Source organism: Streptococcus gallinaceus (genome assembly GCF_040545695.1).
Taxonomy (GTDB): domain Bacteria; phylum Bacillota; class Bacilli; order Lactobacillales; family Streptococcaceae; genus Streptococcus; species Streptococcus gallinaceus.
Genome location: NZ_JBEPMK010000007.1, coordinates 1 through 15769, shown reverse-complemented (window position 1 = coordinate 15769; position 15769 = coordinate 1). Strand labels below are relative to the sequence as shown.

The following is a 15769-nucleotide window of genomic DNA, read 5'->3' as shown; positions in this document are numbered from 1 at the left end:
CTTTCCTTTCTCAAAACTTCTAGCGTGCTCGATTTTCAACCTGACAAATACACCAGTCAATTAAAACTTCCAATCGCTCAATTTGCTCCGTCATGTGCAGATAGCCCATGACCGCTTCAAAACCCGTTGACATCTTATAGGTAATGACATCCGTATTTTTAGCTTTGGTGTGACTGCTGGCATTCCGCCCGCGTTTATAGATTTCTTCTTCTTTTTCTGTCAATAGCTGGGCGTCCAACATGGCTTGAACCAGCATAGCCTGTGCCTTGGCAGAGACATATTGCGTCGCCAGCCTGTGCAATTGATTGGGCTTGGTTTGCCCTTGAAAAATCAAATGACGGCGGACATAGAGCGAATAAACCGCATCCCCTTCAAAAGCAAGGGCAATCCCGTTGATGAGATTGGCATCAAATTTAGTCACGTGTCCACCTTACACCTTCCTTGGTATCAAGTAGCTTGATGCCTTGGGCAGCCAATTGATCTCGTATAGCATCCGCTCGTGCAAAATCACGGTTGGCACGCGCTTCTTGGCGCTCTGCAATCAAGTTTTCGATATCCGCATCCAGCACTTCTTCAGTAAACACAATCCCGAAAACTTCCAACACAGCCGCAAACTGCTCTTTAATAGCGGCAGTATAGTTGCCCGAATTGATCCATTTTGCCATTTCAAAAACAACTGTAATTCCGTTCGCAGTGTTGAAATCCTCATCCATAGCTGCCTGAAATTTTTCGAGTAAGACTTGAAATTCTGCTTGATTTACTTGGTCTGAAAAGGATTGCTCATAGGCATTTTTCAGATATTTGAGGTTAACTTCAGCATCGTGGATGGCTTTTTCCGTAAAGTTAATCGGCTTGCGGTAATGTTGAGTCGCCAAGAAGAAACGCAAAATCTGTCCATCAATGGTTTTTAGGGCATCATGAACAGTCACGAAGTTGCCCAGAGACTTGGACATTTTTTCATTGTCCACATTAACAAAGCCGTTGTGCATCCAGTAGTTGACAAATTTGTGACCTGTTTTCGCTTCAGATTGGGCGATTTCATTGGTATGATGTGGAAACTCCAAATCCGCACCACCACCATGAATATCAATGGTATCTCCCAAGATTTCTGTCGCCATGACCGAGCACTCAATATGCCAACCAGGACGCCCCTCTCCCCAAGGACTCTTCCAAGAAACTTCACCCGCCTTGGCTGATTTCCAGAGGGCAAAATCCAGAGGATTTTCTTTCCGAGCCGTCTCCTCATCCATCCGTCCACTGGCTCCCATGACCAAATCTTCCAAGCTCTTATTGGCCAACTTGGCATAATCCTGCGACTTCTCCACACGGAAATAGACATCACCCTGACTCTCATAGGCAAAGCCTTTTTCAATCAAATCCGCCACAAAAGCAATGATATCATCTATAAAATCAATCACGCGTGGATTGCGCGTTGCCGGCTTGATGCCCAAGGCTGCTGTGTCTTCCATAAAGGCTGCGATATATTTATCTGAGAAATCCTTGGTGGACATCCCCGCTTCACGCGCACCCTTGATAATCTTGTCATCCACATCCGTAAAGTTTGAAATGTAGGCCACTTCAAAGCCACGGTACTCAAAATAACGTCGGATTGTATCAAATGCCACCGCCGAACGACCATTTCCTACATGGATATAATTGTACACGGTAGGCCCGCAGACATACATCTTGACCTTATTTTCCTCAAGAGGGACAAAATCCCGCAAACTTCGGTTCATGGTATCATAAATCTTTATCATCGTTTTTCCTTTTACTGTAAAATTTCAAGTAGAGGGCCCATGCCCAAATAATCGCCAAAAAACCCGCTAAGATCGCTAAAGCATACTCCTCTTTCATCAGATGGTAAATGGACAAGAAGGCACCCAAAACCACAACAATTCCCATCCCATAGGGACTTTTACTTAAATTTTTCATGCTAATTCTCCTGCGATTTTCAGGGCGATTTCAAAGAAAGTCAACAAGTCCTCTTCCTCGTGTCCATCTCGTTTGTCCCAGCCATTTTCGTGGTCGACATAGTCTGATGTATAAAAGAAATGATAGACCTCCTTCTCACGAAATTGAGCCCAAGCTGCAACCGATGCCCACTCCATATCTACTACCTGGCAGCCCATTTCCTTACGGCGCGCCACCTTAGCAGGCGTTTCACGGTAAAAGGCATCCGTTGTCCAAGCCTTGGTTTGCACATATTCGATGCCGTGCTTGTCCAAAATTTGTGAAAATCTCTCCACATGCGCCTCAGAATAACCAATCTCATCTGAAGCCGGTGCGTAGTGATAGGAAATCCCTTCATCCCGAATAGACGAAGTCGGCAGGATAATCTTATTTGCCTCCAAACTTCCGTCCAAGACACCACAAGTTCCGAAGAGAATAAACTTCTTGAATCCCGTTGCCTGCAGCTCTTCCAGACTGCCAATCAAGGCAGGGCCGCCTAGCAGAGCCTTAAAAACACCTACTTTCAAACCATCTCTTTCATAGATGTACAAAGGCTGTCTGCCGTTGATATTGGACTTGCAGCCTGCGTATCGAGCATAGGGTGTGCTAATAATCTTCTCGAATAATTCCCCTGAAAAAGGCAGAATCATGGTGCCACAGATTTCTAAAATATCTAAATCGTCATCTAAGCAGTCCGTTGGTTCAATGACCGCTGGTCCATTTTCAAATTCTTCTAAAATCATAGGCAAATCTTTCTAGAGATGAGAGGATTCCATGCTAGCATAGCGGGCTTCTTCTAACTTGGATGTGTAATAGCGCTCCTTGCGTTCTTCCTCAATTTGATGATTGACCAGCTCATCCTTCTTACCATGGACACGGACAACTTTAGCCGGAATACCCACTACGGTGACTTGAGATGGCACATCCGCGACCACCACTGCTGATGCACCAACTTTTGCCCCTGCACCAATTTCAATCGGTCCAATCACCTGAGCATGGGCAGAAATCAAAGCTCCTCGGCGGATAGTTGGATGCCGTTTACCGACATCCTTTCCTGTCCCCCCAAGCGTTACGCCGTGATAGAGCATGACTCCAGACTCAACGACTGCCGTCTCTCCAATCACCAAACCTGCACCATGGTCAATAAAGACCCCACTGGCAATCTCAGCACCAGGATGAATTTCAATCTGTGTCCAAAAACGCCAGAACTGGCTGTGCATCCGCGCCAGCAACTTCAACTGATGACGCCATAAAAAATGAGAGAGGCGGTGGGCAGCCAAAGCCTTGACACCCGGATATGTCAAAAGAACCTCCAACGTCGTACGCGCAGCGGGATCATTTTCCTTTACGATAGCGATTGTATCTTTCCACCAACCCATTTTCTTACCTCATTTATAAAGAGAGAAGGCTAAGGTTTGCGCCCTGCCTCTTCTCTGCTTATTTTTCTACTTTGTGAATTTTGAATTCGCCAAAGCCTTTATCTTCTTTTTTATCGTGTGAACGACGTGGACGGTCATGCTTATCATGCTTGTCACCTTTTTCACGTTTTTCTTCTGTAAATCCTTCTGGTTTTGGAAGAAGAGCCTTCATAGATGCGTCAACACGACCTTTTTCATCAATTTTCATGACTTTTACATCTACTTCGTCGCCGATTTCAACCAAATCCTCTACACGGTTGGTGCGAGCCCAAGCCATTTCAGAGATATGTACCAATGCATCTGTCTTATCAAAGAGATTGACAAAGGCACCAAATTTCTCAATACGAACCACTTTCGCCTTGTAGACTTCACCGACTTTTGCTTCACGAACCAAGCCTGCAATGATTTCTTTTGTACGCTCAATCGCTGCACAATCGCTAGAGTAGATAGACACGTTACCTTCGTCATCGATGTCAATCTTGACACCTGTTTCAGCGATAATCTTATCGATGGTTTCGCCACCTTTACCGATGACAACCTTAATCTTGTCCACATCAATCTTGATGGTATCAATCTTAGGTGCAGTCGGTGCCAAATCAGGACGAACTTCTGGAATCGTTGCTTCAATCAAGTCAAGAATTTCAAAGCGAGCTTTCTTAGCTTGTGCAAGAGCCTCTTCCAAGATTTGTGGCGTAATCCCGTCAATCTTGATATCCATTTGTAGAGCTGTGATTCCGTCACGCGTTCCGGCAACCTTAAAGTCCATATCTCCGAAGTGGTCTTCCAAGCCTTGAATATCCGTCAAGACAGTGTAGTTTGTACCATCTGAAATCAAACCCATGGCAATCCCTGCTACCGGAGCCTTGATTGGCACACCACCTGCCATAAGAGCAAGCGTTCCTGCACAGATAGAAGCCTGTGAAGAAGAACCATTTGACTCCAAGACTTCGGCTACAAGACGGATAGCATATGGGAATTCTTCTAAACTTGGCAATACTTGCTCAAGAGCACGTTCTCCAAGAGCACCGTGACCGATTTCACGACGACCTGGTGCACCATAACGACCAGTTGAACCAACTGAGTATTGTGGGAAGTTATAGTGGTGCAAGAACCGTTTTTTGTACTCGTCATCCAATCCATCGATGATTTGTGTTTCACCCATTGGTGCCAAGGTCAAAACTGACAAGGCTTGCGTTTGTCCACGTGTAAAGAGACCTGAACCGTGAACTTTTGGCAAGAAGTCTACTTCTGCATCCAAAGGACGAATCTCATCTACACGGCGTCCGTCAGGACGAACCTTGTCTTCGGTAATCAAACGACGCACTTCTGTGTGTTCCATGATTTCCAAGATTTCTGCAACGTCACGCATGATGCGGTCATGTTCTTCGTGGTCTGCATAGCGCTCTTCGTAAGCAGCGATAACAGCTTCACGAACAGCATTTGTCGTATCTTCACGCGCTAATTTTTCTTCGACTTGAACCGCTTTTTGTAAATCTTCGTTGTAAGCCGCGATGATTTCTGCTTGCAATTCTGGATCGACTTGCAAGAGTTCCACATCCGCTTTTTCTTTACCAACAGCTGCTACAATTTGATTTTGGAAGGCCAAGAGTTCTTGAATGGCTTCGTGACCTTTCAAAAGAGCTTCCAGCATGATGTCTTCTGACAATTCTTTGGCACCAGATTCTACCATGTTGATGGCATCTTTGTTACCTGCCACTGTCAATTCCAAGAGGGAAACCGCTTGTTGGGCTTGGTCTGGGTTGATGATGAATTCACCATTGACATAACCTACTTGTACTCCAGCGATTGGTCCGTTGAAAGGAATATCTGAGATGGCAAGCGCAAGTGATGAACCAAACATAGCTGCCATTGGTGCTGATGCGTCTGCATCGTAAGAAAGCACTGTATTGATGACTTGTACTTCGTTGCGAAAGCCTTCTGCAAACATAGGACGGATTGGACGGTCAATGAGACGAGCTGTCAAGGTTGCATCCGTTGATGGACGGCCTTCACGCTTCATAAAGCCGCCTGGGAACTTCCCAGCAGCGTACATTTTTTCTTCATAATTGACTTGCAAGGGAAAGAAGTCTCCCGTTGCCATTTTCTTAGACATCACAGCTGCTGTAAGAACGGTTGAATCTCCATAACGAACGACAACTGCACCGTTTGCTTGCTTGGCAACTTGGCCTGTTTCTACGACCAATTTTTTACCAGCAAAAACAGTTTCAAAAACTTGTTTTGACATGATTTTTTCTCCAAATGTTAATTTACGGGTTTTTACAAAGTTCAAGAAAGAAACCTTCTTTCCTCAGCTTTGCAACAACCACGTATCTTCACTATTTTATCATATTTTCAGCTCAAAAGGACAAGTCAGAACACATTTTGACAAGAAAATCCATTTCTGCTAAAATACCTACAATATCAAGGAGGCACTTATGGAAAAACTAGCACTTGTAACACCCACTTTAGACTACGCTGAGCAAATCTCCGCCTACAAATCTGCCTTTGCGTCCGAGCATCTCCATGGCGGTAGCAGATTGCAAGAAATGGACTCGCTAACTGATTGGTTAGCCCACTTAGAGCGTGAATCATCCTACGCAACCTGTCGGCCTGACCGCTCGCCATCTTCTACCTTCCTCTGCATCCGTGAATCTGACCAGAAGATGGTCGGCATTGTCAATATCCGACACGATATCGAGCAGGAATTCCTCCTAAATATCGCAGGTCACATCGGCTACTCCATTCACCCTGACGAACGACAAAAGGGCTATGCAACCGAGCAGCTGCGCCTCGCTCTCATCAAAGCAGTAAAATTAGACATCGACAAGGTCCTGATTACAGCCGCAGACTGGAATATTGGCTCACAAAAAACAATCCTCGCCAACGGCGGCGTCTACGAAGACACTCGTATTGACCCTAGCGACGGAGACAAGATGCTGCGTTATTGGATTATAAATAAGTAACATAATTGCGAGTTGGATACCCAGCTCGTTTTTAAATTGTCAAATCATATTTTTGAATAAGTATCTTAGAACGAGCACAACTAACAACAATGAAAAGCAGCATGTTATCGGGATGTTTTTACAGAAAATGTTCGGATTTTTATAAAAAAGTATTGATGAAAAGGGTTTCTTATTGTATAATGTATGTCCAAAACCTTTTTAGAGGAGGACGATATGTCTAAACATTCACTTAAAAAAAGCACCATGCTTTTAACTATGTTTGCCGCAGTGCTAGCTTCTACAAGCCTAGTCGAAGCAGAGGAAACTCCAGCCACAGGCACTGCCCCTGTCGCAAATCTCGTGGAAACTCCAGCCGCAGAGTCCAGCGATTCAACCGCTACTCCGGAAGCTACCACTGAAACAGTAACCATTACAGAATCAACTCCATCTGTAGCCAGCAACGAAGCACCCTTGGCAGAGAGTACCTCCTCTGAAAATGAAACAGTAGCAAGCACTGCTACACCTAGCGAGGCGACAACTGTTGCTACAAACGAAACTACTACAACAACCGCACCTACTACCGCTACAAACACCAGTGAAAAACCAACAACGCCTCAAGAAGGCGATACAGTAGATGTTCGGATCTTGTCTACAACCGACCTCCACACCAACTTGGTCAACTACGATTACTACCAAGATAAGCCATCCCAAACTATCGGTTTGGCTAAAACAGCTGTCCTAATCGACAAAGCAAAAGAAGAAAAACCAAACGTTCTCCTCGTTGACAATGGAGATATCATCCAAGGCACACCACTCGGAACTTACAAATCCATTATTGACCCTGTTGAAGCCGGCGAAACTCACCCAATGTACGCCGCACTTGACAAACTCGGATTCGACGCAGGTACACTTGGAAATCACGAGTTTAACTACGGTTTGGAATATTTGGACAAGGTTATTTCAACTGCAGGTATGCCTATCGTTAATGCCAACGTAGTCGACACAGCTACAGGAAACTTGCGCTACAAACCTTACGAAATCATCACCAAAAGCTACAAGACGACAGATGGTAAGGCAATCAACCTCAACATCGGAGTTACCGGAATCGTTCCACCTCAAATCCTCAACTGGGACAAGGCTCTTCTTGAAGGCAAAATCACGGTCAAAGACTCTGTTGAAGCTGTAAAATCTGTTATTCCTGCGATGCAAAAAGCTGGCGCTGATATCATTCTCGTCCTTTCTCACTCCGGTATCGGTGACGATGTCTACGAAGTCGGCGAAGAAAATGTCGGCTACCAAATCGCAGGCATTGATGGCGTAGACGCAGTTGTTACAGGGCATTCACACGCTGAATTTCCATCAGGAAAAGGAACTGGTTTCTATGAAAAGTACAAAGATGTTGACGGCGTAAACGGATTGATCACCGGCACACCTGTTACAATGGCTGGCAAATATGGTGACCATCTTGGAATCATTGACCTAGGCTTGACGCGCATGAATGGCAAATGGCAAGTCACAAAAAGCCATGCTGAAATCCGTAAAATCGATACAAAATCGGACGAAGCAAAACCAGAAATCATTACCATCGCAAAAGAATCTCACGAAGCAACTATCAAATACGTCCGCGAACAAGTCGGAACAACTACTGCTCCAATCACCAGCTACTTTGCACTTGTCAAAGACGATCCATCTATCCAAATCGTCAATAAAGCTCAAATCTGGTACGCCAAACAAGAGCTCAAAGGAACAGCCGAAGCTAACTTGCCGATTCTATCTGCTGCGGCTCCATTTAAAGCTGGTACGCGCGGTGATGCAACCGCCTATACAGACATTCCTGCTGGACCAATCGCAATCAAAAACGTAGCCGACCTTTACCTCTACGATAATGTAACAGCTATCCTTAAAGTGACAGGTGCGGATTTGAAAGAATGGTTGGAAATGTCTGCTGGACAATTCAACACGATTGACCCAACTAGCAAGGCACCACAAAACATGGTCAACACCAACTATCGCACCTATAACTTCGATGTGATTGATGGTGTAACGTATGAATTTGATATCACACAACCAAACAAATACGATAAAGATGGCAAATTGGTCAATGCTAGCGCAAGTCGCGTACGCAACTTGAAATACCAAGGAAAAGATGTCACAGCCGACCAAGAATTTATCGTTGTGACCAACAACTATCGCGCAAGCGGTCAATTCCCTGGTGTAGCCAACGCAACCGTCAACCGCCTTCTCGGGCTTGAAAACCGCCAAGTCATTATCAATTACATCTTGGCTGAGAAAACTATCAACCCGTCTGCAGACAACAACTGGTACTTATCAGACACTATCGAAGGCTTGGACCTTCGTTTCCAAACTGCAGATAAAGCAAAAGACTTGATTGGCACCCACAAAGACATCCAGTACATCGCAGCATCAGCCGAAGCTGAAGGATTTGGTGACTTTACCTTTACCTACGTAAAACCTGAAGAACCACAAATCGATCCGATGCCAATCGACCCAGCAACTAAACCTGGCAAGCAGGCAGATGCTCAAAATATGACCTACCAACCAGGCAAAACAACTGCTCCATCTGCAGCAATCGACACCGCTGCCAAGAGCACAGCGACAACTACTCTTCCAAATACTGGTGAAAGTAGTGGCACACTTCTCATCCTACTCGGCTTATTCCTCATGAGTGTCCTCACTTTCTTCCACAAGCGCGAAGAATAGTCATAACAAAAAATAAGGGCTGATTAGCCCTTATTTTTATACGCTTCTTATCAAGAAGAATCCAGATCAATCAACCAATTATCTCGAACAGTTGATTTCCACATTAGGGTAAAAGAAAACTGCCGAGATAACCCCAGCAGTATTTCTATTTCACTCAACTGAATGCAGACTAGATCTTTCGAAAATAGAACGATTGCAGCTGAACTCAAGTCATGATTAACGACGGAGTCCGAGTGAGTTGATCAATTCGCGATAACGGTTAACATCGTTTTTACGCAAGTATGCAAGCAAGTTACGACGACGACCGATTTTTTTCATCAAACCACGGTAAGTAGCGTGGTCTTTTTTGTGTTGTTTGATGTGGTCGTTAAGGTGGTTGATTTCCCAAGTAAGGACAGCAACTTGTACCTCTACAGAACCAGTGTCACCTTCGTGACGTGCGTATTGAGCGATAAGTTCATTTTTTTTCTCTTTTGAGATTGCCATGAGTAATTCTCCTTTGTATTTGAGCTTAATCTGAGTGGTAGGTTGGCATATCCCACTACCAAGAACAGCTAGATTGTCCAATGGACGTTACCTATTTTATCAATCTTTTTGACTCTTGTCAAATACCTCTACTTTAAAATAGGGCTTATTTGCTTTCTTGTGGAAGAATAAGGTTGAGAAGGATTCCCACAATGGCGCTGAGGGCTGTCCCTGAAAGCGTCACTGCTCCCAAATCCAGAACCGCACCACCCAGTCCAAGAACCAGCATAGAAGAGGCGATAATCAGATTGCGAACCTGACCAAAATCCACTCGACGTTCAATCAATACTTTCAAACCATTGCTTGCGATAACACCGTAGAGCAGGATAGACATCCCACCAAGCACCGCACTTGGAATCGTTGAGATCAAGGCTGTAAACTTGCCAAGGAATGAGAATGCGATAGCGATGAAAGCTGCGTTTCGGATGACAGAAACAGATGCAATACGTGTCATGCCAATCACGCCCGTATTTTCACCGTAAGTTGTCTCAGCAGGTCCCCCGATAAGCGCTGAGAAGGCAGTTGCTAGACCATCACCAATCAAAGTACGGCTAAGACCTGGATTTTTCAAAAATGGACGCCCACAGATTTGGCTCAAAACAGTATGGTCTCCGATATTTTCAGCAATGGTCACAATTGAAATCGGCAAGATAGCCAACATTTCTGGACCGAAGTAAAGTTTATAGCTATGGAAAACACCTGTTTTAAATGGAAGGTAGAGACGAGGAAGTTCAAACCAAGCTGCATCTTTAATCGGGCTCAAGTCCACCAATCCTAGGCAAAGTGACAAGAGATAGCCACACACAATGGCAATCAAGAAAGGAATGATTTTGATGAAGCCTTTTCCGTTTGTATTGATAAAAGCTGCAATCAAGAAGGTCACAACCGCAACAAGGACATGCTTCCAGTTCCCATCTGCCACAAATCCTGCATTGGTAACAGCTGAATTTGCCAAACCAAGCCCGATGACCATAATCATAGGCCCGATGACGATTGGCGGCAAAATCTTGTCCACCCAGTTATTACCAATAAAGGCTACAATTGTCGCCACCACAACATAAATCAAGCCGACAAATAGAATACCCGTCTGAGCTGCGGAAACATCCCCATTCATCTGCTTCATTGCAAGCGCCATAGCCGTGATATAGGCAAAGGATGATCCCAAGTAAACCGGCACCTTAAACTGTGTTGCCACTTGGTAAATCAAGGTTCCCACACCGGAAGCAAAGAGAGCAACTGAAACAGGCATCCCCAAAATCAAAGGAACCAAAATCGTCGCCCCAAACATAGCGAACACGTGCTGGAAACTCAACAACAATCCTTTTGCAAGCTCAGGCTTCTCATCAACATCCAGTAGCAAATCAACCTTCGATACAGATAAATCAATCGCTGATGGTTCTTCATGCTGAGAGACTTGTAATTTCAAATCCATGTACTTCTCCTATTTGGGTACACAAAAAGACCCAATTTCTATATATATGTATAGTCATAGGCCCTTAATTTTTCCTGTTGTCTTTCTCACCTCACGGGATGAGTTTAAAAACCTACGCTTGTTGTATTCTATCATACTTCTAAAAAATCTGCTAGTATTTTACAAGATTTTTGAACAACTTTTGGTAGAACACTCCTAATCAAGAAGATCCAAGTAGGCTACTTTCATATTTTTGGGAACTTTTATACTAGACATCCCATCCAAAGACCAGTTAAGACCATCTTGGTATTTCAAATTAACGATAATTCTATTTTTAAAGGTAGTCGTAAATAAAAACTCTTTTTCATTCAGCTGGTAACAGCACAATTGCTCAGAATAATAAATCGTCCAATCCCCCAAATGAAGTTCTTGATAATTCATTAGCGACCGCCATTTTCTCGAATGATGCAAATCTCATTCTCTTTTACTATAAAATTGGTCTGCCAACGAGGAAAAATCTGAACACTTTCCTCTTCGGTAAGGTAAACCAAAGCAGCATTGACATCCGTAAAGTCTTTCTCCAAGACCATCAATTTACTACCATCTTCATCCAAAACAGCCGTAAAATCTTTTTCGATACGAACTGTGTAACCATGAAATTCTACTGTTTCAAATTCTTTTTCCATCGTTCTCTCCTAATCTATAGACCTGTGTGCGCTTACTGAAATCTACAGGATCTGTCGCACGCGAAAAGATACTAACAGGTGATTCTAGATTTTTACTGATTAGCCATTGATTCTTTGAAATCTTGACCTGACCTTGCCATCTAGATTGCAAGAAAATTCCTCCATTGATGGTTAAAGACAAAATCATATAGATTTCTTCCCTACTTTCATCCGTAATCAGTACTTCTTCTTTTTGTACATGACGAGCTAATTCCAATCCATCTTGCAATAGTAGTTCTGTTGAACCAAACTGGTATTTCTTAATCACGAACTCTAACCCCATCAATGTTATATGTTCCTATTCGCTGTCCTTTCCTATTATAAAGTTTATAATAGCTTCCTCCGTGAGGACCACCACCACTATTTATCGCTCTATCCTTATATAAAGTCATCCCCCTTGGATCCCCCTTGGTCCAAAAAAAAGGACCTGAAGCTCCACTCGAAGGTGGCTGTCCCCATTTATCAGCAAAACCTCCACCACCATCAAGAATCAGGTTACCATACCCCATAACCTTTTGAACACCAATTGTATTCCGAGCCTCACTCACTCCCAGTACTGAAGCCGATACTTTAATAGAATAAGTTAAAACAATGCCGACACTAACGAACAGGGCTAGAATTTGATTTATTTTTTTCATATTAGCACCTCCTTTAGAAAAAAGATAACATTTCTTAAATGAGTTGTCAATATTTTCTGAATATTTTTGTTTTTTATAAAACAGAATCATCCTACCACTTCGATAAAAACAATCGCTTTCGCACAATTGGGTAAATAGACCTTTATTCTGCATCTGAAGGCTGGGACAATTGTTTCGTCATTTTAACAAAGGGATAGTGCCCCCCATTGGTCTCTTGAAGGTAGCTTTCTTGCTCCGTAAATCCAACTGCTTGATACAAATGCCGTGCTCGACCATTGAAGTCTGCGACAGCCAAGTCCAACTGTCGACAAGCTGGATAATTCGTACGAATGTAGTCCTCAATAGTCTGATAAAAAGCTCTACCTTGGCCTTTCCCTGTATAGAGAGGATTCATTCCCAGACCCAGTTCCGCCCCATGACCTGCGGCATCCCATTCTAAGCAAAAATAGCCCATCAGAGCGCCATTACGAATGACCGCAAAATAACGTCCCTCACGTGCTTCTTGTGACAGGAGCTCCGCCAAATCCTCCTCATCTGCTCGCGCATCATAGAAATCATAGGGTGCTTCGTACTGCCAGGTAGCAATTGCCACAGCCAACTCTTGATCAAGTGGCATAATATAAAAATAATCCATCCTCCGAAAACTTTTGGCTAGGTTTTTAATTCTACGCTGCTGCACATCTGCCTTGTCAGTCTTGTACACATAGTCCGCATAGCCACGCTGATAGGCTGGGATCATTTCTTGAAATATAAATTGTACATCTTCAGGAAACTCCCTCAACAAGTCTCCAACACGATTGTTTTCTAGCATAATTACTCCATTTCTCCCTTTATTATAGCAGAAAATAGGTAGATTGAAATAAATTTTATGTGAATTTTCTGTCTTTTATACAAAAATTAAAAGGAAGCTGAGACAAAACTCATCTCAACCAACCCAAAAGTAGAGAAACCAATTTTGGTGCCTCTACTTTTTTAGTTTTCCGTCATTCTTTTGTTATATTTCTTGAGGTTATTATCCATGAGAACCAGTCCCATGTCAATTCTTACCTTGCGTTTGCCTCTGAGGTTACATCTGGTGTAACCCAAACAAGCCTTTATCTGACCAAAGACTGACTCGACATCCACCTTGCGCTGGGCAAAGATGGTGCGACCTTGGTCAGATAAAAGCGCCTGGCTCTCTTTCTGTTTGAGCATTCGATACCGCTCGTTGATGTACATTCCCTTCTGTGGGGCAACCTCAGGCTCCTCAGCTCGATAGACCTTGATTTCTTGCTCAAACCCTGAAGCTGTCTTGCGGTATTTAGTATGACTAAAGGGATAGACGAACCCGTCTGGATGTTGGTAGACATCTGTTTCCTCATCATAGTTCCAATCAACTGCTTTCTTCTTAAATGACCGCTTCTGTTCACGGTCAAACTGGTTATACTTGATGTAGTGAGAAATACCTACTTCATCAAGTTTGAGAAGATTTTCTTCACTGCCATATCCTGCATCAGCTACGACTGTCTTGAGGTCATGCGGATAAGTTTCTAAGAAAGGCAGTAAGGTTAGCGTATCGGTTAGATTAGGAAAGATATCGTAGTGAAGCACAAACTGGTTTTCAGTGGCGATTACATGAAGATAAAAAAGTAGAAGAAATTACGCATTCACTTGGTTTCTCTACTTCCTCTAATTTCTCAAGAACTTTTAAAAAAATAGTGGGAGTTACTCCTCTTGACTTCAAATAAAACTTTCAGTCCGTATCGCATTAAAGGAAATATTTTAGTACAAATCCACAATGTAATAAAATAAGGGAACTATATACCAGTTTACACCAGCCATAAGATATAGTGTCTCCGATAATGTCAAAAAAGGCGACTTCCAACCGGAAATCGTCTTTTAATACTGTCTAAATTCTTCTGGATGTTCTGCCATGTATTCAGAGCTTCAAAAAGAATTTTCTTATCCATAATTTCCCTCCCTAAAGAGTTTCAAGATGTCTTTGGGTTTGGATTTTCGGTTTACCTGCAAAACGTGTTCTCTTGTATGTGTGCCATCTGTCAAGGCATCTTGTAGCGTTATCTTTTGAAAAGGAGTTAAGGTCGGATTTTTTAACAACTGTTCTACATCATCAGAACTTAGTCTCCTCGTCCTGAATAACCTTATAGAGGTAACGAAACCATAAGTCGCCATCTTTGTGGGAATGCTCGCTAGCACGAACCATGTAATCATACCAAGTTGTCATTAGCTATCTCCTTTCTTGCTCTCTTTGGGGTTGAAGTGTAATGCTATCCACAGTTTTTTATCAAACTCAGATAATTCCTTTTTCTTCTGATTCATATAATCATTAAAATCAGGTAATGGTTTCGTATACTTCTTCTCAAAGTACATATAAAAATCTTCTTTGGTTTCAGAAATATCTACCAAAGCTTCTAGTTCTGCCAAATGCTTAGATAAACTTTTTCTATCTACCTTATCTAAAGTATCATAGATACAATTTTGAGTTAGTTGAGCGTAAAAAGGACGGTGTTCAATGACAAAATCTACTGAAAATTTCTTTTTCCAAAGTTTTGTGTATTTCTCGTAAAAACTATCAGAGATACTGACCTGATAGGGATTAACTTGCTATCTACCCTACGAGAGATAGTACGCTCTAGTTCAAAATGTAGGTCAGCCCGTGTACTAGCAACCATAGATTAACTCCTTGTATTTTGTACGAACGCTAGCGTTGGAGAGCAAGAAATTAAAACGTTGAGTGTCAGAATAATCACGAGTGTTGTATCGAAAAGCAAATTCAACCACATAATCTTGAAGATACTTCTTAGACCATGAGTGGTAGATACCTATCTCCAGAACCAAAGCATTTGCGAATACGCTCTAGCATAAACCACGCTGTCTTTTGTGTAACCCCTATATCTTTAAAAAGTTGAACAGACAAGATGCCTTTTTTATGAGAAGTGACAAGCCAAATCGCCATAAACCATTTACACAGTTCAATCTTAGTGTTATCAAACAGAGTGCCAGTTTTTACGTTGAAGTATTTACCAGTATTTTTGCAACGGTATTTGTTCCCCTTGCATTTGTAAACCTTGGAAGCAGCATCAAAAGGGCTGACAACAACATCACCCCAAATCATATTTTCCAAATGGTCGATACATGATTGTTCATCAGGAAAAGCCGATTGCAAATCGAATAATGACTTAAATTCAAAATCCATAACTGGTACTCCTTTATCTCAAAACCATTATAGCACTAACAAACACATCCGTCATTTGTTTGTGTAACAAACTACTAGATAAAAGGTTGACATTTTTGATATAATAGAACTATCAAAAGTAAAGGAAATGATTGGTATGAACACAGCTCACAGCTCACAGCTCACAGCTCACAGCTCACAGCTCACAGCTCACAGCTCACAGCTCACAGCTCACAGCTCACAGCTCACAGCTCACAGCTCACA

General features: G+C 42.9%; 17 protein-coding genes and 4 pseudogenes. 3 read left to right on the top strand and 18 right to left on the bottom strand.

Annotated features, from left to right (window positions below; genetic code table 11):
* Positions 1-19 precede the first annotated feature (19 nt).
* From ABID27_RS08915 to pnp, 6 genes are read right to left on the bottom strand one after another with little or no spacing between them, the layout of a single operon-like run.
* Positions 20-421: a Mini-ribonuclease 3 gene (locus ABID27_RS08915; protein WP_253365810.1), complete on the bottom strand. Its 402-nt coding sequence runs from the start codon at positions 419-421 to the stop codon at positions 20-22.
* Positions 414-1757 carry a cysteine--tRNA ligase gene (gene cysS / locus ABID27_RS08910; RefSeq protein ID WP_253365812.1) on the bottom strand — a complete coding sequence of 448 codons (1344 nt, stop codon included), beginning with the start codon at positions 1755-1757 and terminating at the stop codon, positions 414-416. The genes ABID27_RS08915 and cysS overlap by 8 nt, the downstream gene beginning before the upstream one ends.
* On the bottom strand, positions 1741-1932 hold the full coding sequence (locus ABID27_RS08905; RefSeq protein ID WP_253365813.1) for a hypothetical protein: 192 nt from the start codon (positions 1930-1932) through the stop codon (positions 1741-1743). Before ABID27_RS08905 ends, cysS begins: the two co-directional genes overlap by 17 nt.
* On the bottom strand, positions 1929-2693 hold the full coding sequence (locus ABID27_RS08900) for a nucleoside phosphorylase (RefSeq protein ID WP_253365815.1): 765 nt from the start codon (positions 2691-2693) through the stop codon (positions 1929-1931). The genes ABID27_RS08905 and ABID27_RS08900 overlap by 4 nt, the downstream gene beginning before the upstream one ends.
* Positions 2694-2705: 12 nt before the next feature.
* A complete protein-coding gene (gene cysE / locus ABID27_RS08895) occupies positions 2706-3329 on the bottom strand; it encodes a serine O-acetyltransferase (protein WP_253365817.1) in 624 nt (207 codons plus the stop codon).
* 58 nt (positions 3330-3387) lie between these two features.
* Complete coding sequence (gene pnp / locus ABID27_RS08890) at positions 3388-5613, bottom strand: polyribonucleotide nucleotidyltransferase (RefSeq protein ID WP_354281649.1); 2226 nt, start codon at positions 5611-5613, stop codon at positions 3388-3390.
* A 190-nt stretch (positions 5614-5803) separates the two neighbouring features.
* On the opposite strand from pnp, the gene ABID27_RS08885 reads away from it, so the two are divergent.
* On the top strand, positions 5804-6331 hold the full coding sequence (locus ABID27_RS08885; protein WP_354281647.1) for a GNAT family N-acetyltransferase: 528 nt from the start codon (positions 5804-5806) through the stop codon (positions 6329-6331).
* A gap of 213 nt (positions 6332-6544) precedes the next feature.
* The gene (locus tag ABID27_RS08880; RefSeq protein ID WP_253365823.1) at positions 6545-9031 is read left to right on the top strand and encodes a bifunctional 2',3'-cyclic-nucleotide 2'-phosphodiesterase/3'-nucleotidase; all 2487 of its coding nucleotides are present in this window, start codon (positions 6545-6547) and stop codon (positions 9029-9031) included.
* A gap of 216 nt (positions 9032-9247) precedes the next feature.
* Here ABID27_RS08880 and rpsO read toward each other — a convergent pair whose 3' ends face one another.
* The 8 genes and pseudogenes from rpsO to ABID27_RS08840 form a co-directional block, all read right to left on the bottom strand.
* Complete coding sequence (gene rpsO, locus ABID27_RS08875; RefSeq protein WP_253365825.1) at positions 9248-9517, bottom strand: 30S ribosomal protein S15; 270 nt, start codon at positions 9515-9517, stop codon at positions 9248-9250.
* Positions 9518-9662: 145 nt separating this feature from the next.
* Positions 9663-10988: a uracil-xanthine permease family protein gene (locus tag ABID27_RS08870; protein ID WP_253365827.1), complete on the bottom strand. Its 1326-nt coding sequence runs from the start codon at positions 10986-10988 to the stop codon at positions 9663-9665.
* A gap of 195 nt (positions 10989-11183) precedes the next feature.
* Entirely contained in the window at positions 11184-11408 is a 225-nt protein-coding gene (locus ABID27_RS08865) for a hypothetical protein (RefSeq protein WP_253365829.1), read from the bottom strand.
* Positions 11408-11653: a hypothetical protein gene (locus tag ABID27_RS08860; protein ID WP_253365831.1), complete on the bottom strand. Its 246-nt coding sequence runs from the start codon at positions 11651-11653 to the stop codon at positions 11408-11410. The genes ABID27_RS08865 and ABID27_RS08860 overlap by 1 nt, the downstream gene beginning before the upstream one ends.
* Positions 11637-11960 (bottom strand): hypothetical protein, encoded by a 324-nt coding sequence (locus tag ABID27_RS08855; protein WP_253365833.1) that lies wholly within the window; start codon positions 11958-11960, stop codon positions 11637-11639. The genes ABID27_RS08860 and ABID27_RS08855 overlap by 17 nt, the downstream gene beginning before the upstream one ends.
* Positions 11953-12420: a hypothetical protein gene (locus ABID27_RS08850; protein ID WP_354281643.1), complete on the bottom strand. Its 468-nt coding sequence runs from the start codon at positions 12418-12420 to the stop codon at positions 11953-11955. The genes ABID27_RS08855 and ABID27_RS08850 overlap by 8 nt, the downstream gene beginning before the upstream one ends.
* A 52-nt stretch (positions 12421-12472) precedes the next feature.
* A complete protein-coding gene (locus ABID27_RS08845) occupies positions 12473-13141 on the bottom strand; it encodes a GNAT family N-acetyltransferase (RefSeq protein ID WP_253365837.1) in 669 nt (222 codons plus the stop codon).
* A gap of 161 nt (positions 13142-13302) precedes the next feature.
* A pseudogene (locus ABID27_RS08840) lies at positions 13303-13941 on the bottom strand (transposase); the annotation flags it as partial.
* Here ABID27_RS08840 and ABID27_RS08835 point away from each other — a divergent pair.
* A pseudogene (locus ABID27_RS08835) lies at positions 13941-14057 on the top strand (helix-turn-helix domain-containing protein); the annotation flags it as partial. The pseudogenes ABID27_RS08840 and ABID27_RS08835 overlap by 1 nt on opposite strands.
* Positions 14058-14271: 214 nt before the next feature.
* Here the strand turns inward: ABID27_RS08835 and ABID27_RS08830 are convergent.
* The 4 genes and pseudogenes from ABID27_RS08830 to ABID27_RS08815 form a co-directional block, all read right to left on the bottom strand.
* Positions 14272-14554: pseudogene (locus ABID27_RS08830) on the bottom strand (hypothetical protein).
* On the bottom strand, positions 14554-14754 hold the full coding sequence (locus ABID27_RS08825; protein ID WP_354281639.1) for a hypothetical protein: 201 nt from the start codon (positions 14752-14754) through the stop codon (positions 14554-14556). The pseudogene ABID27_RS08830 and the gene ABID27_RS08825 overlap by 1 nt, the downstream one beginning before the upstream one ends.
* 237 nt (positions 14755-14991) lie before the next feature.
* Positions 14992-15168 (bottom strand): transposase, encoded by a 177-nt coding sequence (locus tag ABID27_RS08820; protein WP_354281637.1) that lies wholly within the window; start codon positions 15166-15168, stop codon positions 14992-14994.
* Between the two features lies 1 nt (position 15169).
* A pseudogene (locus tag ABID27_RS08815) lies at positions 15170-15526 on the bottom strand (transposase); the annotation flags it as partial.
* Between the last annotated feature and the right edge of the window lie 243 nt (positions 15527-15769).